Source organism: Streptomyces sp. NPDC029216 (assembly GCF_040648015.1).
Classification (GTDB): Bacteria; Actinomycetota; Actinomycetes; order Streptomycetales; family Streptomycetaceae; genus Streptomyces.
This window is the reverse complement of sequence record NZ_JBEZWL010000035.1, coordinates 1-19,283: the sequence shown is the minus strand read 5'-3', so window position 1 is coordinate 19,283 and position 19,283 is coordinate 1. Positions and strand designations below refer to the sequence as shown.

19 protein-coding genes are annotated in these 19,283 nt (G+C 73.6%); 8 read left to right on the top strand and 11 right to left on the bottom strand.

The window, feature by feature from the left end; genetic code table 11:
• Nucleotides 1–63 precede the first annotated feature (63 nt).
• Genes AB0F18_RS15580 through paaA form a run of 5 tightly spaced genes read right to left on the bottom strand, consistent with a single transcriptional unit; the run spans nucleotide 64 to nucleotide 3,684 of the window.
• Entirely contained in the window at nucleotides 64–1,167 is a 1,104-nt protein-coding gene (locus tag AB0F18_RS15580) for a 2Fe-2S iron-sulfur cluster-binding protein (protein ID WP_362060015.1), read from the bottom strand.
• Complete coding sequence (gene paaD / locus AB0F18_RS15575) at nucleotides 1,168–1,674, bottom strand: 1,2-phenylacetyl-CoA epoxidase subunit PaaD (RefSeq protein ID WP_362060012.1); 507 nt, start codon at nucleotides 1,672–1,674, stop codon at nucleotides 1,168–1,170.
• Nucleotides 1,668–2,402 carry a 1,2-phenylacetyl-CoA epoxidase subunit PaaC gene (gene paaC, locus AB0F18_RS15570; RefSeq protein ID WP_362060009.1) on the bottom strand — a complete coding sequence of 245 codons (735 nt, stop codon included), beginning with the start codon at nucleotides 2,400–2,402 and terminating at the stop codon, nucleotides 1,668–1,670. The genes paaD and paaC overlap by 7 nt, the downstream gene beginning before the upstream one ends.
• Nucleotides 2,399–2,683 (bottom strand): 1,2-phenylacetyl-CoA epoxidase subunit PaaB, encoded by a 285-nt coding sequence (paaB, locus tag AB0F18_RS15565; RefSeq protein WP_042801229.1) that lies wholly within the window; start codon nucleotides 2,681–2,683, stop codon nucleotides 2,399–2,401. Before paaB ends, paaC begins: the two co-directional genes overlap by 4 nt.
• Nucleotides 2,680–3,684: a 1,2-phenylacetyl-CoA epoxidase subunit PaaA gene (gene paaA / locus AB0F18_RS15560; RefSeq protein ID WP_362060006.1), complete on the bottom strand. Its 1,005-nt coding sequence runs from the start codon at nucleotides 3,682–3,684 to the stop codon at nucleotides 2,680–2,682. Before paaA ends, paaB begins: the two co-directional genes overlap by 4 nt.
• Before the next feature lie 135 nt (nucleotides 3,685–3,819).
• Between paaA and AB0F18_RS15555 the strand changes: the two genes are divergently transcribed.
• The 3 genes from AB0F18_RS15555 to AB0F18_RS15545 are packed head-to-tail and all read left to right on the top strand — an operon-like array spanning nucleotide 3,820 to nucleotide 6,446.
• Nucleotides 3,820–4,488: a DUF5819 family protein gene (locus tag AB0F18_RS15555; protein ID WP_362060003.1), complete on the top strand. Its 669-nt coding sequence runs from the start codon at nucleotides 3,820–3,822 to the stop codon at nucleotides 4,486–4,488.
• The gene (locus tag AB0F18_RS15550) at nucleotides 4,476–5,687 is read left to right on the top strand and encodes an HTTM domain-containing protein (RefSeq protein WP_362060000.1); all 1,212 of its coding nucleotides are present in this window, start codon (nucleotides 4,476–4,478) and stop codon (nucleotides 5,685–5,687) included. The genes AB0F18_RS15555 and AB0F18_RS15550 overlap by 13 nt, the downstream gene beginning before the upstream one ends.
• A gap of 24 nt (nucleotides 5,688–5,711) precedes the next feature.
• Entirely contained in the window at nucleotides 5,712–6,446 is a 735-nt protein-coding gene (locus tag AB0F18_RS15545) for a TrmH family RNA methyltransferase (RefSeq protein ID WP_362059997.1), read from the top strand.
• A gap of 3 nt (nucleotides 6,447–6,449) precedes the next feature.
• Here the strand turns inward: AB0F18_RS15545 and paaN are convergent, their stop codons facing one another.
• Complete coding sequence (gene paaN / locus AB0F18_RS15540; protein ID WP_362059994.1) at nucleotides 6,450–8,132, bottom strand: phenylacetic acid degradation protein PaaN; 1,683 nt, start codon at nucleotides 8,130–8,132, stop codon at nucleotides 6,450–6,452.
• A 168-nt stretch (nucleotides 8,133–8,300) separates the two neighbouring features.
• Here paaN and AB0F18_RS15535 point away from each other — a divergent pair, with 168 nt between their 5' ends.
• The gene (locus AB0F18_RS15535) at nucleotides 8,301–9,842 is read left to right on the top strand and encodes a 3-hydroxyacyl-CoA dehydrogenase (protein ID WP_362059991.1); all 1,542 of its coding nucleotides are present in this window, start codon (nucleotides 8,301–8,303) and stop codon (nucleotides 9,840–9,842) included.
• Nucleotides 9,839–10,426 (top strand): TetR/AcrR family transcriptional regulator, encoded by a 588-nt coding sequence (locus tag AB0F18_RS15530; protein ID WP_362059988.1) that lies wholly within the window; start codon nucleotides 9,839–9,841, stop codon nucleotides 10,424–10,426. Before AB0F18_RS15535 ends, AB0F18_RS15530 begins: the two co-directional genes overlap by 4 nt.
• A 55-nt stretch (nucleotides 10,427–10,481) precedes the next feature.
• Here the strand turns inward: AB0F18_RS15530 and AB0F18_RS15525 are convergent, their stop codons facing one another.
• Nucleotides 10,482–11,057: an Lrp/AsnC family transcriptional regulator gene (locus tag AB0F18_RS15525; RefSeq protein ID WP_362059986.1), complete on the bottom strand. Its 576-nt coding sequence runs from the start codon at nucleotides 11,055–11,057 to the stop codon at nucleotides 10,482–10,484.
• 178 nt (nucleotides 11,058–11,235) lie between these two features.
• Between AB0F18_RS15525 and pdhA the strand changes: the two genes are divergently transcribed.
• The 3 genes from pdhA to AB0F18_RS15510 are packed head-to-tail and all read left to right on the top strand — an operon-like array spanning nucleotide 11,236 to nucleotide 14,686.
• Nucleotides 11,236–12,372 (top strand): pyruvate dehydrogenase (acetyl-transferring) E1 component subunit alpha, encoded by a 1,137-nt coding sequence (pdhA, locus tag AB0F18_RS15520; protein ID WP_362059983.1) that lies wholly within the window; start codon nucleotides 11,236–11,238, stop codon nucleotides 12,370–12,372.
• Nucleotides 12,369–13,376, top strand: coding sequence for an alpha-ketoacid dehydrogenase subunit beta (locus tag AB0F18_RS15515; protein ID WP_362059981.1), 1,008 nt, complete (start codon nucleotides 12,369–12,371; stop codon nucleotides 13,374–13,376). The genes pdhA and AB0F18_RS15515 overlap by 4 nt, the downstream gene beginning before the upstream one ends.
• Complete coding sequence (locus tag AB0F18_RS15510) at nucleotides 13,376–14,686, top strand: dihydrolipoamide acetyltransferase family protein (protein WP_362059978.1); 1,311 nt, start codon at nucleotides 13,376–13,378, stop codon at nucleotides 14,684–14,686. Before AB0F18_RS15515 ends, AB0F18_RS15510 begins: the two co-directional genes overlap by 1 nt.
• Nucleotides 14,687–14,776: 90 nt before the next feature.
• Here AB0F18_RS15510 and AB0F18_RS15505 read toward each other — a convergent pair whose 3' ends face one another.
• Genes AB0F18_RS15505 through AB0F18_RS15490 form a run of 4 tightly spaced genes read right to left on the bottom strand, consistent with a single transcriptional unit; the run spans nucleotide 14,777 to nucleotide 19,056 of the window.
• On the bottom strand, nucleotides 14,777–15,754 hold the full coding sequence (locus tag AB0F18_RS15505; protein WP_362059976.1) for an NAD(P)H-quinone oxidoreductase: 978 nt from the start codon (nucleotides 15,752–15,754) through the stop codon (nucleotides 14,777–14,779).
• 22 nt (nucleotides 15,755–15,776) lie between these two features.
• Nucleotides 15,777–16,877 (bottom strand): potassium channel family protein, encoded by a 1,101-nt coding sequence (locus AB0F18_RS15500; protein ID WP_362059973.1) that lies wholly within the window; start codon nucleotides 16,875–16,877, stop codon nucleotides 15,777–15,779.
• Nucleotides 16,865–18,124 carry a molybdopterin molybdotransferase MoeA gene (locus AB0F18_RS15495; RefSeq protein ID WP_362060105.1) on the bottom strand — a complete coding sequence of 420 codons (1,260 nt, stop codon included), beginning with the start codon at nucleotides 18,122–18,124 and terminating at the stop codon, nucleotides 16,865–16,867. The genes AB0F18_RS15500 and AB0F18_RS15495 overlap by 13 nt, the downstream gene beginning before the upstream one ends.
• A gap of 41 nt (nucleotides 18,125–18,165) precedes the next feature.
• Entirely contained in the window at nucleotides 18,166–19,056 is an 891-nt protein-coding gene (locus tag AB0F18_RS15490) for an NTP transferase domain-containing protein (protein ID WP_362059970.1), read from the bottom strand.
• Between the last annotated feature and the right edge of the window lie 227 nt (nucleotides 19,057–19,283).

The following is a 19,283-nucleotide window of genomic DNA, read 5'->3' as shown; positions in this document are numbered from 1 at the left end:
CTGGATCTGACGGTGCGTCAAGATAGAGCAGGCGGCGGCAAAAACCCAGACCGCGCGGGCCGGTCAGCGGTCGAAGTCGATCTCCACTTCCTCCGTCACCGGGTGGGACTGGCAGGCCAGCACGAACCCGGCCTCCGTCTCCTCCTCCTCCAGTGCGAAGTTGCGGTCCATCCGCACCTCGCCCGAGACCACGAATGCCCGGCAGGTGCCGCACACCCCGCCCTTGCAGGCGTACGGGGCGTCCGCGCGGTTGCGCAGCACGGCGTCCAGCAGGGACTCCCCGTCCTGCACGGCCCAGGTGCCCGAGCGGCCGTCGAGGCGGGCGGTGACCCGCCCGTGGGCCGCCACCGGCGCCGAGGACCGTACGGGGTTCTGCGGGGCGGTCTCCTCGACGTGGAAGATCTCCTCGTGCACCCGGGTCCGGACGACGCCCAGCGCGCCCAGGGCCTGCTCCGCGCCCGTCACCAGCCCGTACGGGCCGCACAGGAACCAGCCCGTCACCTCGCCGACCGGCAGCAGCGCGGGCAGCAGGGCCGTGAGGCGGGCCTCGTCGAGCCGCCCGGACGGCAGCCCGGCCTCCTGCTCCTCGCGGGAGAGGACGGTGACCAGCTGGAAGCGGTCGGGGTAGCGGTCCTTGAGGTCGGCCACCTCCTCCAGGAACATCGTGGAGGCCGCCGTACGGTCGCTGCGCACCAGGCAGAACCGGGCGTCTGGGCGGGCCGCGAGCAGCGTGGCCGCGATCGACAGCACCGGGGTGATGCCGCTGCCGCCGACGATCGCCGCGTAGTGCGCGGAGGCCGGGGCCGCCGCCGGGTCCAGCACGAACCGCCCGGCCGGGACCATCACGTCCAGCACGTCCCCGGCGCTGATCTCCTTGTGGGCGAAGGTGGAGAACTCGCCGCCCTCCACCAGCCGCACCCCCACGCGCAGCACGGCCGGGCCGGGGCCGTCGGCGGCCGGGGCGGGGGAGCAGATCGAGTAGGTCCGGCGGACCTCGGAGCCCTCGGCGGGGGTCCGGCGGAGCGTGAGGTGCTGGCCGGGGGCGTGCCGGTAGTCGGCGCGCAGCTCCTCGGGCACCGACAGGGTCAGCGCCACCGAGTCGTCCGTGAGCCGGTCGACCGCCGCCACCGTGAGGGGGTGGAACGCGCCGTGGCGGGGTGCGGCCATCTACAGCTCCTTGAAGTGGTCGAACGGTTCGCGGCAGGCGACGCACCGGCGCAGCGCCTTGCAGGCGGTGGAGGAGAACCGGCTGAGCAGCTCGGTGTCGGTCGAGCCGCAGTTCGGGCAGCGCACCGACAGGGTGAGCGGGACCGGTCCGCCGGCGGAGTGCGGGCGGGGCGGTGCGATGCCGAACTCGGCGAGCTTGCGGCGGCCTTCGGCGCTGATGTCGTCGGTGGACCAGGCGGGGGACAGCACCGTGGTGACCCGCACGTCCGGTATGCCGTGCCCGGTCAGGACCTGCCGGATGTCGGCGGACATGGCCTCGATGGCCGGGCAGCCGGTGTAGGTCGGGGTGAGGAGCACCTCGGCGTGCCCGTCGTCATGCATCCGCACGCCGCGCAGGACGCCCAGCTCGGCGAGGGTCAGTACGGGCAGCTCGGGGTCGGGGACGGTGCCGGCCAGCTCGGCCAGCTCCGCCTCCAGGCGGGTCGTCCCGGCCGTGGCGGTCACCACGACGCCCCGGGGTGGCTGCGGTGCAGGTGCTGCATCTCCGCGAGCAGCCGCCCGAACGGCTCGGTGTGCAGGCCCTGGCGGCCCGCTCCGGCGGCCCAGGCACCCGTACGCGGGCCCTCGGGCAGGGTGAGCCCGGCCCGCTCCAGTACGTCGCCCAGCGCGGCCAGCCAGCGGGCCTCCAGGGCGGCCGGGTCGACGTCGAGACCCTCGACCGGCCGGAACATCTCCCCGGTGTACTTCCACAGCCCGTCCAGGGCCGCGCGCATCCGCCGGCGGCTCTCGTCCGTGCCGTCGCCGAGCCGCAGCGTCCACTGTTCGGCGTGGTCGCGGTGGTAGGCGGTCTCCTTGACGGCCTTGGCCGCCAGGGGGGCGAACGGGCCGTCTCCGGCGGCCAGTTCCGCGTACAGCTCGTGCTGGTAGAGGGAGAAGTACAGCTGGCGGGCGATGGTGTGGGCGAAGTCGCCGTTGGGCTGCTCGACCAGCTGGAGGTTGCGGAAGGCGCGCTCCTCGCGGAGGAAGGCCAGCTCGTCCTCGTCGCCCGCCATGGACAGCAGGATGCGGGCCTGGCCGAGCAGGTCGAGCGCGATGTTCGCGAGGGCGACCTCCTCCTCCAGGACGGGGGCGTGGCCCGCCCATTCGCCGAGGCGGTGGGAGAGGATCAGCGCGTCGTCCGCGAGGGCGAGGACGGCGGCCGTGGCCGCGGGCGGGGTGGCGGTGTCGGCGCTCACAGGTGGCGCACCCCCTCGGGGATCTCGTAGAAGGTGGGGTGCCGGTAGGGCTTGTCGGCGGACGGGGCGAAGAACGGGTCCCGCTCGTCCGGCGAGGAGGCCGTGATCTCGGCCGAGGGCACGACCCAGATGGAGACGCCCTCGTTGCGCCGCGTGTAGAGGTCGCGCGCGTTGCGCAGGGCCATCTCCGCGTCGGGGGCGTGCAGGCTGCCCGCGTGCGTGTGCGAGAGGCCGCGGCGCGAGCGCACGAACACCTCCCACAGGGGCCAGTTCTGCGTCATGCCTGTACCTCTCGTCCGGTGCCGGTGTGCTTCTGCGCGTACGCCGTGGCCGCTTCGCGGACCCAGGCGCCTTCCTCGTGGGCCTGGCGCCGCTGGCTGATGCGCTGTTCGTTGCAGGGGCCGTTGCCCTTGAGCACGTCCCAGAACTCGGCCCAGTCGATGGCGCCGAAGTCGTAGTGCCCGCGCTCCTCGTTCCACTTGAGGTCCGGGTCGGGCAGGGTCAGGCCCAGCGACTCGGCCTGGGGGACGGCGATGTCGACGAAGCGCTGGCGCAGCTCGTCGTTGGAGTGCCGCTTGATCCGCCAGGCCATCGCCTGGGCGCTGTGGACCGACTCGTCGTCCGGCGGGCCGAACATCATCAGGGAGGGCCACCACCAGCGGTTCACGGCGTCCTGGGCCATGGCGTGCTGGGCCTCGGTGCCCTGGGAGAGGGCGAGGAGCAGCTCATAGCCCTGGCGCTGGTGGAAGGACTCCTCCTTGCAGATCCGGACCATCGCACGGGCGTAGGGGCCGTACGAGCAGCGGCAGATCGGCACCTGGTTGGTGATGGCCGCGCCGTCCACGAGCCAGCCGATGGCGCCGACGTCCGCCCAGGTCAGGGTGGGGTAGTTGAAGATCGAGGAGTACTTCTGCTTGCCGGAGTGCAGCTTGTCGAGCAGCTCGTCACGGCTGGTGCCGAGGGTCTCGGCGGCGCTGTAGAGGTAGAGGCCGTGCCCCGCCTCGTCCTGCACCTTGGCCATCAGGATCGCCTTGCGGCGCAGCGAGGGCGCGCGGGTGATCCAGTTGGCCTCGGGCTGCATGCCGATGATCTCGGAATGGGCGTGCTGGGCCATCTGGCGTACCAGGGAGGCGCGGTACTCCTCGGGCATCCAGTCGCGCGGCTCCACGCGCTCGTCCGCCGCCACGGCGGCGTCGAAGTCCGCCCTCAGCTGCGCGCCGAGGTCGGCGGATCCTCCGTCCACCCCGCCCGACGTCCCCGTCTCCGGAGTCACTGCGACCATCACGGCTCCCTGTCAGAGTCTGCCGTCCGCCCGACCGACCGATCGTTCGGTTCATCCTCTTCAATGGTGAGACGGCGGCCCGTAGGGTGTCAACCTCTGTGGGCAACCCTGTGGACGCCGGATGATCGGGGCGGGATGGATTCGAACGAGCGCGAGGGCGAGGACGAGCCCGGGCCGGCAGCGAGCCGGGCGCCCGGCATCGCCGGCCTGTCCGCCCCGTACCGGGTCCTCGCCGCACTGGCCCTGGCGGCCCTGGCCGTGGCCGCCTGCCTGCACCTGGGGCTCGTCTTCCTGCACGTCGCCCCGTCGAACACGCTGAGCAAGCGGCACGCGGGCCTCGTGGACGGCTGGGTCTACCCCGAGTTCGAACAGAACTGGAAGCTCTTCGCCCCCAACCCCCTCCAGCAGAACATCGCCGTCGAGGCCCGCGCCCAGGTCCGCACCGCGGGCGGCGGGCTCGTCACCACCGGCTGGCGCGACCTGTCCGCCGAGGACGCGGCGGCCATCCGGCACAGCCTGCTGCCCAGCCACACCGAACAGAACGAGCTCCGCCGGGCCTGGGACTTCTTCACCGGCTCCCACGACGAGAACGACAAGCCGACGAACGCCCAGCGCGGCGAGCTGTCCGAGGCCTACCTGAAGCGGATCGCGGTGCAGCGGCTGGCCCCGGGCACGGACGGCGGCGACCGGATCGTACGGGTCCAGCTGCGCTCGGCGACGCGGTCCGTGGCCGCGCCGGCCTGGAGCGAGGAGACGACCGACACCCAGACGTACTACCGGGAGCTGCCGTGGTGGACCGTCTGAGGCGGGCGCTCGCGCAGGTCAGCGGGCAGGCGCTCGGCCCGTACCAGAGCGCCGTCGTACGCATCGGCTTCGCCGGGACCTGGCTGTTCTTCCTGCTGCGCGAGTTCCCGAACCGGTACGAGCTGTACGGGCCCGACGGGCCGTGGAGCTGGCAGCTCGCGGAGCGGCTGGTCGCCGGCAACCACGCCTTCACGGTGCTGCTGTGGTCCGCGTCCGGGTGGTGGTTCGAGCTGGTCTACGGCGCCTCCGTGGCCGCGAGCGCGCTGCTGGCCCTGGGCTGGCGGACGCGGGCGACGTCGGTGCTCTTCATGGCCGGCGTGCTGTCGCTGCAGAACCGCAGCGTGTTCATGGGCGACGGCGGGGACAACGTCATCCACCTGATGGCCGTCTACCTGGTGCTGACGCGCTGCGCGCAGGTGTGGTCGCTGGACGCGCGGCGGGCGCGGCTGCGGGGCACCGCCACGGCGGGGGCGGCGGGGCCGGTGCTGTGGGGGGTGCTGGGCGCGTTCCTCGCATACGGGGCGGTGAGCGGGCGGCTGAGCGGCGGGTGGACGGCCGTGTTCGCGGCGCTGTGGGTGGGGGCGGCGCTGTGGTGGCTGGTCGAACGGTACGAGCCGGAGGGGGAGCGGCGGGCCGCCCTGGACGTGCTCGCGAACCTGCTGCACAACGCGGGGATGCTGGTGATCATGGCGGAGGTGTGCCTGATCTACGCGACCGCGGGCTGGTACAAGATCCAGGGCTCGCGGTGGCAGGACGGGACCGCGCTGTACTACCCGTTGCGGCTGGACTACTTCACCCCGTGGCCGGGGCTGTCGGGGGTGCTGGCGGGCAGCGGGGTGGTGGTGATGCTGCTGACCTACGGGACGGTGGCGGTGCAGGTCGCGTTTCCGTTCACGCTGTTCAACCGGCGGGTCAAGAACGTGCTGCTGGCGGTGATGATGCTGGAGCATGCGGGGATCGCGGTGCTGTTGGGGCTGCCGTTCTTCTCGTTGGCGATGATCGCCGCCGATGCGGTGTTCCTGCCGACGGGGCTGCTGGTGTGGGTGGGGGCGCGGGCCGGCGCGGCCGCGGGTGCCGCTGCGCGGAGCCGTCTCCCCGCCCCGCCCTTCGCCCGTTCCCTGGGGGCTCCGCCCCCAGACCCTCCCCCAGCTACCGCTGGGGGTGCCCCCAGCGCCTCAAACGCCGGCGAGGCCGGATAGCCGGCGGGCCTTAGGGTCGGGGGTATGAGTGTGGTGCGGGAGTGGGGCGAGATCGCCGGGCGGGACGACGTCGTGGTGCTGGACGGGTTCCATGCGCTGAAGCACGCCCTGCGGTTCGGGGCCGAGGTGCTGGCGGTCGTCGCCGAGGAGCCGGACGGTGTACGGGCCCTGGCCGCCGAGCTGGCTCCCGACGTGGAGGAGGCGGTGGCGCGGCTCGTGCGTCAGGGGTCGCTGAAGGAGCTGCTGCCCCGCGTGCACCCCACCGGGGTCGCCGCCCTCGCCGTACGGCCGGAGCGGGCGGCAGGAAGGGCCGCCCTCGCGCGGACGCCCCGCCCCGCGCCGATCGTCCTGCTCGACAACCCCCGCAACCTCGGCAACGTCGGCGCCGTCGTCCGTCTCGCCGCCGGGTTCGGGGCCACCGGCGTGGTCACCCGCGGCGACCTCGACCCCTGGCACCCCAACGTCGTGCGCGCCGGGGCCGGCCTGCACTACGCCACCACCGTGGACCGGGTGGAGCTGGAGGAGCTCCCGCCCGGGCCCGTGTACGCGCTCGACCCGGAGGGCGAGGACATCCGTGCCCTCACCCTCCCGGACGACGCCCTGCTCGCCTTCGGCTCCGAGCGGCACGGGATCTCGCCCGAGCTGCGGGCCCGGGCCGATCACCTGGTGTCGCTGCCGATGCGGCCGCAGGTCTCCAGCTACAACCTGGCCACCAGCGTGGCCATGACCCTCTTCCACTGGGGCGGGCCCAGGCCCTGAGGGTCAGGCCTGGCGGCGGACCTCCACCACGCGGAAGCGGTTCGAGACGAACGCGCCGTCGCACAGCGCGGCGTTCGCCGCCGGGTTGCCGCCCGAGCCGTGGAAGTCGGAGAAGGCCGCCGTCTGGTTGACGTAGACCCCGCCCGTCAGGTTCAGCGACAGCTGCGCCGACTCCTCCAGGCAGACCTCCTCGATCGCCCGCTCGGTGTCCTCGGAGGTGGTGTACGCGCCCACCGTCATGGCGCCCTTCTCCCGCACCGTACGGCGCAGCAGCTCCAGGGCGTCGGCCGTGGAGTCCACGGCCACCGCGAAGGAGACCGGGCCGAAGCACTCCGACAGGTACGCGGCCTCCGGGTCGGGCTTGCCGGCGTCCAGCTTCACGATCACCGGGGTGCGCACGACCGCGTCGGGGAACTCGGGGTTGGCCACCTCGCGGGAGGCCAGCGCGACCTCGCCCAGCCCGGCCGCCGCCTCCAGGCGGGCCTTGACGTCCGGGTTGACCAGCGCGCCCAGCAGCGCGTTGGCCCGGGCGTCGTCGCCCAGCAGGCCGCCGACCGAGGCGGCGAGGTCGGCGACGACCTCGTCGTACGACTTGTGGCCCGCGTCCGTCTCGATGCCCTCGCGCGGGATCAGCAGGTTCTGCGGGGTGGTGCACATCTGGCCGCTGTAGAGGGACAGGGAGAAGGCCAGGTTGGACAGCATGCCCTTGTAGTCGGAGGTCGAGTCGACGACGACCGTGTTGACCCCGGCCTTCTCCGTGTAGACCTGGGCCTGGCGGGCGTTGGTCTCCAGCCAGTCGCCGAACTCGGTCGAGCCCGTGTAGTCGATCAGCTTGATCTCGGGGCGGACCGCGAGGGCCTTGGCGATGCCCTCGCCCGGCCGCTCGACCGCCAGCGCCACCAGGTTCGGGTCGAAGCCGGCCTCCGCGAGGACCTCGCGGGCCACCTTCACGGTCAGGGCCAGCGGGAGGACGGCGCGCGGGTGCGGCTTGACCAGGACGGCGTTGCCGGTGGCCAGGGAGGCGAACAGGCCGGGGTAGCCGTTCCAGGTGGGGAAGGTGTTGCAGCCGATCATCAGCGCGATGCCGCGCGGCACCGCCGTGAACGTCTTGCCGAGCTCCAGCGGGTCCCGCTTGCCCTGCGGCTTCGACCAGTCCGCCTGGCCGGGGACGCGGGTCTGCTCCTCGTACGCGTAGGCGACGGCCTCCAGGCCGCGGTCCTGCGCGTGGGGGCCGCCCGCCTGGAAGGCCATCATGAAGGCCTGGCCGCTGGTGTGCATGACCGCGTGCGCGAACTCGTGGGTGCGGGCGGAGATGCGGGACAGGATCTCGATGCAGACCGCGGCACGGGCCTCGGGCCCGGCGTCGCGCCAGGCGGCCATGCCGGCCTTCATCGCGGGCAGCAGCACGTCCGGGTCGGCGTGCGGGTACTCCACGCCCAGCTCCGGGCCGTACGGGGAGACCTCGCCGCCGGTCCAGCCGTCGGTGCCGGGCTGGTCGAGGTCGAAGCGGGTGCCGCGGACGGCCTCGAAGGCGGCGAGCCCGTCGGCCGGGGCGGTCTCCCCGTAGGCCTTGGGGTGCTCGGGGTGCGGGGACCAGTAGGCGCGGCTGCGGATCGCGGCCAGCGCCTGGTCCAGCGTGGTCCGGTGCTTCTCGGTGAGCTGGGAGAGGGTGAGCTCGGCGGCCATCAGGGACCAACTCCTCGTTGAGCCGGGCAGGATCAGGCTGGTTCTCAGCGTGAGATCAGGCAGGGGCGGGTGAAGAAGAGCAGACTGGAGTTAGAGTAACCGAACGATCGGTCGGGACAAGAGGGCCCGGCAGGACCTGTGGACAACCCGGTGCGGGAGGATCAGGACATGACAGCAATCGAGCGGTCCCGCACTGTGGCGGTCGTCGGCGCCGGCACCATGGGACAGGGCATCGCCCAGGTGGCCCTCCTCGCAGGTCACCGCGTGCTGATCCACGACATCGACCAGGCCCTCGCCGCCACCGGCGCCGCCCTCGTGCGCGACCGCGTCGAGCGGATGGCCGCCAAGGGCCGCCTCGACCCGGCCGAGGCCGAGGACGCGGCCGGCAGGATCGAAGCGGCCGACGGCCTGGGCGCCCTCGCCGACGCCGCCCTCGTCATCGAGGCCGTCGTCGAGGACGTCACCGTCAAGCACGCACTCTTCGCGGCACTCGAAGAGGTGGTCCCGCAGGACGCCCTGCTGGCCACCAACACCTCCTCCCTCTCCGTCACCGAGCTCGCCGCCGGCCTGGCGCACCCCGGCCGCTTCCTCGGCCTGCACTTCTTCAACCCGGCCCCACTGCTCCCCCTCGTCGAGGTGGTGAGCGGCTCCGCCACCGACCCGGCGGCCGCCGAGCGCGCGTACCGCACCGTCCTGGGCTGGGGGAAGACCCCCGTCCGCTGCGCCGACACCCCGGGCTTCATCGTCAACCGGATCGCCCGCCCCTTCTACGCGGAAGCCTTCGCCGTGTACGAGGAGCAGGGCGCCGACCCGGCCACCATCGACGCCGTCCTGCGCGAGAGCGGCGGTTTCAGGATGGGCCCGTTCGCCCTGACCGACCTCATCGGCCAGGACGTCAACGAGGCCGTCACCCGCTCGGTGTGGGAGTCCTTCTTCCGCAGCCCCAAGTTCACCCCCTCGCTCGCGCAGCGCCGGCTGGTCCAGTCCGGCCGCCTCGGCCGCAAGTCAGGGCACGGCTGGTACCCGTACGGCGAGGGCGCGCAGCAGCCCGCGCCGCGCACGGCCGGCCCCGAGGAGGCGCCGGAGAAGGTGACCGTCGTCGGCAACCTCGGCCCGGCCGCGGCCCTGGCGGGGCTCATCGAGGAGGCCGGGATCGCGGTGACCTCCACCGCGCACGGCGGCCCGTACATCCAGCTGCCCGGCGAGGGACAGCTGGTGCTCGCCGACGGCAAGACCGCGGTCGAGTTCACCGACGTCGTCTACTTCGACCTCGCGCTGGACTACCGCGACGCCACCCGCATCGCCCTGTCGGTCAGCGAGGACACCAGCGAGCGCACCCTCGCCGAGGCCGTCGGCCTCTTCCAGAAGCTGGGCAAGAAGGTCTCCGTCATCGGCGACGTCCCCGGCATGATCGTCGCCCGGACCGTGGCCATGCTGATCGACCTCACGGCCGACGCCGTGGCGCGCGGGGTGGCCTCCGCCGAGGACATCGACACCGCGATGCGGCTCGGCGTCAACTACCCGCTGGGCCCCTCCGAATGGCACGGGCGCCTCGGCCGGGACTGGGCGTACGACCTCCTGCACCACCTGGACGAGCGCTGCCCCGGCGGCCGCTACGCCCCCTCGCTGGCCCTCTTCAAGCTGGGCTACGCGGACGGGGGCGACGAGGCGGACGAGGCGGACGAGGCGGCGGAGGAGGGCACCGGATGACCACGGCCAGGCGGGACACCTACACGCCCGAGACGCTCCTGTCGGTGGCGGTGCAGGTGTTCAACGAGCGCGGTTACGACGGCACGTCCATGGAACACCTCTCCAAGGCCGCCGGCATCTCCAAGTCCTCGATCTACCATCACGTGGCGGGCAAGGAGGAGCTGCTGCGCCGGGCCGTCAGCCGGGCGCTGGACGAGCTCTTCGCCGTCCTGGAGGAGCCCGGCGCCCTGCGCGGCCGGGCCGTCGGACGCGTCGAGTACGTCACCCGCCGCACGGTCGAGGTGCTGGTCGCGGAACTCCCGTACGTCACCCTCCTGCTGCGGGTGCGCGGCAACACCCGCACCGAGCGCTGGGCCCTGGAGCGCCGCCGCGAGTTCGACCACCAGGTCGCGGACCTGCTCAAGGCCGCCGCCGCGGACGGGGACCTGCGGGCGGACGTCGACATCCGGCTGGCGACCCGCCTGCTCTTCGGCATGGTCAACTCCCTGGTCGAGTGGTACCGGCCGCACCCGGGCACGACCCCCGACCAGCTCGCGGACGCGGTGGTCAGCATGGCCCTGGACGGCCTGCGCACCAAGCAGTAGCGGGCGGACAACGACGGAGGGGGCCGGGATCCGGCCCCCTCCCCCCTTTTCCCTGTCAGTCCTCCGTGAGCGCCGGGCCGCCGCCGCCCGGGCCGGGATCCAGCAGGTCCGTCTCCTCGAACACCAGCAGCGTGCGCGTGGAGAGCACCTCCGGGATGGACTGGAGGCGGGTCAGCACCAGCTCGCGCAGGGTCCGGTTGTCAGCCGTGTGGACCAGCAGCAGGACGTCGAAATCCCCGCTGACCAGTGCGATGTGCGCGGCCCCCGGCAGCTCGCGCAGTTTCTCCCGGACCGTCCGCCACGAGTTCTGGACGATCTTCAGGGTGATATAGGCGGAAGCGCCCTGACCTGCCCGTTCGTGGTTCACGCGGGCCGTGAACCCGCGGATCACCCCGTCGTCGATCAGCCGGTTGATCCGGGCGTACGCGTTCGCCCGCGAGACGTGCACCTGCTCGGCCACCGACCGTATCGACGCCCGGCCGTCCGCCTGGAGCAACCGCATGATCGACCGGTCGATCGGGTCGAGGGGGCGGGGCGGAACGGGCGGCGCCGGCGGCACCGGCGGGACGGCCGGGGCACCCCCCGGCGGGACCGGTACGGAACCCGTTCCGGCCATTTGTTCATCCGGCATTGCCCACTGCCTCCCTCTCCTGGACGTCCTGCACCCATCCCAGGGCCCCGTCGCCAGTTTGTCCACAGCCTGGAGGCGCCTGTAGCCAAATTGCGCCGACGACCGAACAATCGGTAGGTGAGGCACCCCACAACCGGGGACTCCTTTGCCCGCTTCCCACGAGGAGGTGTACGCCGCCATGACGGTCCAAGAGCTGCCCGGTGCCGGTGCGTCCCACCGTGTCACCCCGCCGCCCGCCTGGAGGCCCCGTACGGAGGCCGCCCCGCTGCTTCCGGACCCGGAGCCCTACCGGGTCCTGGGCACCGCGGCCGCCGAGCACCTCGACCCCGCGCTGATGCGCCGCTACTACGCCGAACTGGTCCGGGGCCGCCGCTACAACGCACAGGCCACCGCGCTGACCCGGCAGGGCCGCCTCGCCGTGTACCCCTCCACCGTGGGGCAGGAGGCCGCCGAGATCGCGGCCGCCCTGGTCCTGGAGGAGCAGGACTGGCTCTTCCCCAGCTACCGCGACACCCTCGCGGCCGTGGCGCGCGGACTGGACCCCGTCCAGGCGCTGACGCTGCTGCGCGGCGACTGGCACACCGGCTACGACCCGCGCGAGCACCGCATAGCCCCGCTGTGCACCCCGCTCGCCACCCAGCTCCCGCACGCGGTGGGCGTGGCGCACGCCGCGCGGCTGCGCGGGGACGAGGTCGTCGCGCTCGCCATGGTCGGCGACGGCGGCACCAGCGAGGGCGACTTCCACGAGGCGCTCAACTTCGCGGCCGTCTGGCAGGCCCCGGTGGTCTTCCTGGTCCAGAACAACGGCTTCGCCATCTCCGTCCCGCTCGCCAAGCAGACGGCCGCCCCGACCCTGGCCCACAAGGCCGTGGGCTACGGGATGCCCGGCCGGCTGGTCGACGGGAACGACGTCGCCGCGCTGCACGAGGTCCTCTCCGAGGCCGTGGAGCGGGCGCGCGCGGGCGGCGGCCCGACCCTGATCGAGGCCGTCACCTACCGGATGGAGGCCCACACGAACGCCGACGACGCGACCCGGTACCGGTCCGACTCCGAGGTGGAGGCCTGGAAGGCGCACGACCCGGTGGAGCTGCTGCAGCGCGAGCTGACCGGGCGCGGCTGGCTGGACGAGTCCGGCGTCCAGGAGGCTCGCGAGGCGGCCGAGGCGATGGCGGCGGACCTGCGCGAGCGGATGAACGCCGAGCCCGTACTGAACCCGATGGACCTCTTCGCGCACGTCTACGCCGAGCAGACCGGCCGGCTGCGGGAGCAGGCGGCCATACTGCGCGCGGAACTGGAAGCTGAGGACGACGCATGACCACGGTGGCTCAGCAGGGGGTCAAGCCCGCGACGATGGCGCAGGCGCTGACCCGGGCCATGCGCGACGCGATGGCGGAGGACCCGACCGTCCACGTGATGGGCGAGGACGTCGGCACGCTCGGCGGCGTCTTCCGGATCACCGACGGACTCGCGAAGGAGTTCGGCGAGGACCGCGTCACGGACACCCCGCTCGCGGAGGCCGGGATCCTCGGCACCGCGGTCGGCATGGCCATGTACGGGCTGCGGCCGGTCGTGGAGATGCAGTTCGACGCGTTCGCCTACCCGGCGTTCGAGCAGCTCATCTCGCACGTGGCGAAGATGCGCAACCGCACGCGCGGCGCGATGCCGCTGCCGATCACCATCCGGGTGCCGTACGGCGGCGGCATCGGCGGCGTCGAGCACCACTGCGACTCCTCCGAGGCGTACTACGTGGCGACGCCCGGCCTGACCGTGGTGACCCCGGCGACCGTCGAGGACGCGTACGGGCTGCTGCGCGCGTCGATCGCGAGCGACGACCCGGTGGTCTTCCTGGAGCCGAAGCGGCTCTACTGGTCGAAGGCGCAGTGGTCGCCGGACGCCCCGGCGGCGGTCCCCGGGATCGGCAAGGCGCTGGTCCGGCGGACCGGCACCAGCGCCACCCTGATCACGTACGGACCCTCGCTGCCGGTCTGCCTGGAGGCGGCCGAGGCGGCGCGCGAGGAGGGCTGGGACCTGGAGGTCGTGGACCTGCGCTCGCTCGTCCCCTTCGACGAGGAGACGGTCGTGGCCTCCGTACGCCGGACCGGGCGCGCGGTGGTGGTCCACGAGGCCGGCGGCTTCGGCGGGCCGGGAGCGGAGATCGCCGCCCGCGTGACGGAGCGGTGCTTCCACCACCTGGAGGCGCCGGTGCTGCGGGTGACGGGCTTCGACATCCCGTACCCGCCGCCGATGCTGGAGAAGCACCACCTTCCCGGCGTGGACCGGATCCTGGACACCGTGGCCCGCCTGCAGTGGGAGAACTGATGCCACAGGTACTGGAGTTCAAGCTGCCCGACCTCGGCGAGGGGCTGACCGAGGCGGAGATCGTGCGCTGGCTGGTGGCCGTCGGCGATGTCGTCGAGATCGACCAGCCGGTGGTCGAGGTGGAGACGGCCAAGGCGATGGTCGAGGTGCCGTGCCCGTACGGGGGCGTGGTGACCGCCCGCTTCGGCGAGGAGGGCACCGAACTTCCGGTGGGCGCCCCGCTGATCACCGTGGCGGTGGGCGGGCCGGTCGCGGAGGCGCCGGCCGCCGCCGACTCCGGTTCCGGTTCCGGGAACGTGCTGGTCGGCTACGGCACGGACCACTCCCGCCCGGCGCGGCGCCGCCGCGTGCGCCCGGCACCCGAGCCGTCGGCGGTCGCCCCGGCTGCCGCTCCGGCCCCGGCTCCCGCTCCGGCTCCTGTGACGGCGTCCGTCGCCGTGGCCGCCGGGCCGGTGCCGGTGATCTCCCCGATCGTGCGCAAGCTCGCGCGGGACAACGGCGTCGACCTGCGCTCCCTGCGCGGATCCGGCCCGGAAGGCCTGATCCTGCGGGCCGACGTGGAAGCGGCGCTCCGCCCGGCGGCCGAGCCGGCGCCGGTCGCGGTCCCGGCCTCCGTCCCGGCCGGCGAGCGCATCCCGCTCAAGGGTCTGCGCGGCGCCGTGGCGGAGAAGCTCTCGCGCAGCCGGCGCGAGATCCCCGAGGCCACCTGCTGGGTGGACGCGGACGCCACCGAGCTGATGGCGGCGCGGGCCGCGATGAACGCCGTGGACGGCCCGAAGATCTCGGTACTCGCGCTCCTGGCCCGGATCTGCACGGCCGGACTCGCCCGGTACCCGGAGCTCAACTCCACGGTGGACCTCGCGGCGAACGAGATCGTCCGGCTCCCGGCGGTCCACCTGGGCTTCGCCGCCCAGACCGAGCGCGGGCTGATGGTCCCCGTCGTCCGGGACGCCCACACGCGCAGCCCGGAGTCCCTGTCGGCGGAGTTCGCCCGGCTCACGGAGCTGGCCCGGGCGGGGAAGCTGGCGCCGTCGGACCTCACGGGCGGCACGTTCACCCTGAACAACTACGGGGTGTTCGGGGTGGACGGCTCCACGCCGATCATCAACCACCCGGAGGCGGCGATGCTGGGGGTGGGACGGATCATCCCGAAGCCGTGGGTGTACCGGGGGGAGCTGGCCGTCCGCCAGGTCGTCCAGCTGTCGCTGACGTTCGACCACCGGGTCTGCGACGGGGGGACGGCGGGGGGCTTCCTGCGCTACGTCGCGGACTGCGTGGAGAACCCGTCGGTGCTGCTGCGGAGCCTGTAGCCGGGGGCGGGGAGGGGGCCGCTGCGCGCAGCCGTCCCCTACCCGCCCTTGCGCTGGTCGCCGCCGCCCTCTGGTGAGCGGCCCAGCCGGTCACACCGTCAGGAGGATCTTGCCCACGTGGGCGCTGGACTCCAGGACCCGGTGGGCCTCCGCGGCCTCGGTGATCGGGTACGTCGCGTGGACCACCGGCCGGACGCGGCCCGAGCCGATCAGGGGCCACACGTGTTCCCGTACGGCGGCGATGATGGCCGCCTTCTCCTCCAGCGGGCGGGCCCGCAGTGAGGTGGCCGTGAGGGCCGCCCGCTTGGCCAGCAGCATGCGCAGGTCCAGTTCCGCCTTGACGCCGCCCTGGAAGCCGATCACCGCCAGCCGGCCGTTCATGGCCAGCGCCTCCAGGTTCCGGGCGAGGTACTTCGCGCCCATGATGTCCAGGATGACGTCCGCGCCGGCCCCGTCCGTCGCGGCCTTCAGTTCCTCCACGAAGTCCTGCTCGCGGTAGTCGATCAGGATGTCCGCGCCCAGCTCCGCGCAGCGCTCCAGCTTCTCCTTGCCGCCCGCCGTCACCGCCACCCGCGCGCCCACGGCCTTGCCCAGCTGGACGGCCATGGTGCCGATACCGCTCGAACCGCCGTGCACCAGCAGGGTCTCGCCCGGCCGCAGCCCGGCGACCATGAACACGTTGGACCAGACCGTCGCGACGACCTCCGGCAGCGCGGCCGCCGCCACCAGGTCCACGCCCTGCGGCACCGGCAGCAGCTGGCCCGCCGGCACGGCGACCTTCTCCGCGTACCCGCCGCCCGACAGCAGCGCGCACACCTCGTCGCCCACCGCCCAGCCGGACACCCCCGGCCCCAGTGCGGCGATGCGTCCGGAACACTCCAGGCCGGGATAGGGCGACGCCCCCGGCGGCGGATCGTAGAAGCCCTGCCGCTGCAGGACGTCGGCGCGGTTCACGGCGCTCGCCGCGACCTCGACGAGAACCTCGCCCTCGCCCGCCACCGGATCGGGTACGTCGGCCCAGACGAGGGCCTCGGGGCCGCCCGGCTGTTCGATGGTGATCGCATGCATGGCCCGGAATCTACCGCGCCCGCTACTCCGCCGGGCCGAGAGTGACCTGAGGGGTCGTCGGAGGAGCCGCCCGCACGATGGTGATCAGGCGGTCCGTCAACTGGAGGGGGCTCGCGTGCGGATCGTCGTAGGGGAGCAGGCGGTGTCCGCGCAGCACGCTGACGATCAGGTCGTCGGTCTCGCGGACGCCCCGGCCGACCTCCGACCGGTTGACGGGCCGTTCGATCAGGTCCAGGCCGCTGCCCTGCTGGATCAGGTCCTCCATCACCGTGCCCGCGCTCGGGCTCAGCACGGACAGCCCCAGCAGCCGTCCGGCCGCGCTCGCGCTCGTGATGACAGCGTCCGCGCCGGACTGCTTCAGCAGGGGCGCGTTCTCCTCCTCGCGGACCGCCGCCACGATCTTCGCGCCCCGGTTGAGCTGCCGGGCCGTCAGCGTGACCAGGACCGCGGTGTCGTCCCGCTGGGTCGCGATGATCACCTGCCGGGCCTTCTGCAGCTCGGCGCGCACCAGCACCTCCGAACGCGTGGCATCGCCGACGACCCCCGTGAACCCTTCCGTGTTCGCCATGTCGATGACCTTGGCGCTGGGGTCCACGATGACGACCTGCTCCTTCCGCAGGCCGGTCGCCAGCAGCGTCTGGAGCGCCGAGCGGCCCTTGGTGCCGAAGCCGACGACGACCGTGTGCTCGCGCAAGTTCTTCCTCCAGCGGCTCAGCCGCCACTCTTCCCGGGTGCGCTCGGTCAGGACCTCCAGGGTGGTCCCGACCAGGATGATCAGGAACAGCACGCGCAGCGGGGTGATCAGCAGGACGTTGACCAGTCGCGCGCCGTCGCTGTACGGGACGATGTCGCCGTAGCCGGTCGTCGACAGGGTGACCGTCGCGTAGTAGACGCAGTCGAGGAAGTCGACCTTCTCATTGGCGTTGTCGTGGTAGCCCTCGCGGTCGAGCCACACGATCAGGACCGTCAGGCACAGCACGAACAGCGCCATCAGCAGCCGCCGGGTGACCTGACGCAACGGCCTTTCCACGACCCGCTTGGGGAGTTTGACGCGGCGTGCGACGAGCTTCTCGTCTGCGCCGCGCGCCATCGCGTCCTGGCCGTGGAGTTTCACGTGAAACATCCCCCGGCGGCCCATGGCAGGTCGAGGACCTCCAGTTCCTGCCCGGACCGCGCGCCGTGCGGCGGTACGACGGCCAGGGCGTCGGCGGCCGCCACCCCGCGCAGCATCGCCGGGCCGTTGTAGCGCAGCGGTACGGCGTGCTCGTCGGTCAGCAGGACCGGCACCAGCCGGGTGTCGTACGGGTGCCCGGGCACGTCCCCCTGCACCGGCACGGCGTAGCGGGGGCGCTGGCGGCGCCCGGCGAGGGCGCGCAGCAGCGGTTCGGCGAGGGTCAGCAGACCGGAGACGGCGGCGAGGGGGTTGCCGGGCAGGCCCACCACGTGGCGGCCGTCCGTCCGGTCACCGAGGCGGGCCAGCAGCATCGGGTGCCCGGGGCGTACGGCGACCCCGTCCACGAGCAGCTCGGCGCCGGCGCGCTCCAGTACGGGGTGCACGTGGTCGACGGGGCCGGAGGCGGTGCCGCCGGTGGTGACGACCAGGTCGGCGGTGGAGCCGGTGATCGCCTCGAACAGGGCCTCGGCCCCGGCCGGGTCGTCGCCGAGCCGCCGGGTGGAGACGACTTCGGCTCCGAGGCGGGTGATCCAGGGGTCCAGCATGGGGCTGAGGGCGTCGCGGATCAGCCCGTCGTGCGGGAGGCCCTCGGTGAGGAGTTCGTCGCCGAGGACGAGGATCTCCACGCGGGGGCGGGGCCGGGTGACCAGCTCGTCGTACCCGGCGGCCGCGGCCAGGCCCAGGACGGCGGGGGTGACGAGGGAGCCGGCCGGGAGCAGCGGATCGCCGGAGCGGCACTCCTGGCCGCGCGGGCGGATGTCCTGGCCGGTCCCGACGGGGCGGGTGGCGTACAGCTGGCTGCCGGACTCGCGGGCGTGCTCGCTGCGGATCACGGCGGTGGTGTCGCCGGGGATCCGGGCGCCCGTGGCGATCCGTACGGCCTCGCCGTCGGCGAGGGGCGCGGGGGAGGCCTCGCCGCTCCCTCCGGCCAGGATCCCGTCGCCGGGGCGGATCGCCCAGGGGCCGGGCCCGGCGACGGCCCAGCCGTCCATGGCGGAGGTGTCGAAGGACGGCAGGTCGCCGAGGGCGTCCAGGGAGGTGGTCAGCACCTCGCCCAGGGCGTCCGCGAGGGCCACCCGGTGGCTACGGGCCCGTACGGCCGTGCCGGCCAGGGCGGCGGTCTCCCGGGCGCGCTGCCAGGGGGTGGCGCGGTGGGCGGCGGAGCCGCCCTCGGGGGTGTTCGTGCGGCTGACCAGGGCGAGGGCCTCGTCGAGGGCGCCGTCGGCGTCGGTACGGGTCACGGAGAGCCGTTCCCCTCGGGGTCGGTGGGCTCGGGGTCGAGGGACTCGGCCTCCGCCGCCCAGCGCAGGGCCAGACCGGCGGCCTTGCGGGAGGCTTCGGCGACGGCCTCGGCGGGGTCGGCGCCGGCCGCCTCGGCGCGGGCGGCCGCGTATCCGACGAGGAACGTCGTCAGCGGTGCGGCGGGCCGGGCGACACCGTGGGCGGCGTCACGGGCGAGGTCGAGCAGGGTCTTGGTGTCGACGTCCACGTCGATGCCGAGCTCGTTCTTGGCGGCGTTGATCCATTGCTCCAGCACGGTCCCATGCTCCCTGATCCGGGCGCGGGCCGTCGCCAGGTCCTCCCAGGTGTCGCAGTCGAAGGAGGCGAGTGGCGCAGCGGCGGTGACCCTGGCCAGGTCCAGCTCGGCGGTGAGCGCGCGGAGGGGGAGGCCGTGGAGGGTGCCGTGCTCGGTGGCGAGCAGGGCGATCTCGCGGCGCAGGGGTTCGGCGCGGTAGGCGGCGACGAGGGGCTGGTCGCGGCCCTCGGGATCCCTGAGCAGGGCCCCGTCGCCGGGGCCGTCGGCGGCCGCGGTGAGCAGGGCGTGGACGGTGTCCCGGTCGAGGAAGGGGAGGTCGGCGGAGAGTACGAGGACCAGCCCGGCGGTCGTCCGCCGCAGCCCCGCGTGCAGGGCGGCCACCGGGCCGCCGCCCGGCGGGGTCTCCAGGGCCCAGCGGACCGGGCGGGCCGTCTGCCGGCGGCCGCCGACGACGACGGTGGCGGCGGCGTCCGGGCAGGCCGCCAGGACCCGGTCGAGGAGGGTGCGGCCGCCTACCGGGAGGGTGGGCTTGTCGGCCCCGCCGAGGCGCCGGGCGGCGCCGCCGGCGAGGACGATGGCGTCGTAGCTCATGCCCTTGAGTATGCGCGGGCCATGTCCACTCCGTGGGGGCCCACTTAACCCCCGCTTACGCCGCGGGCCGCGCCCCGGGTGGGCCGCTGCGCGGAGCCTCTCCCCGCCCCGCCCTTTCACCGCTTCCGCCTCAGACGCCGGCGGGGCTGGAAAGACCCTGGGGCTCCGCCCCAGACCCCGCGCCTCAAACGCCGGCGGGGCTGGAATGTGCTGCGCACATCCAGCCC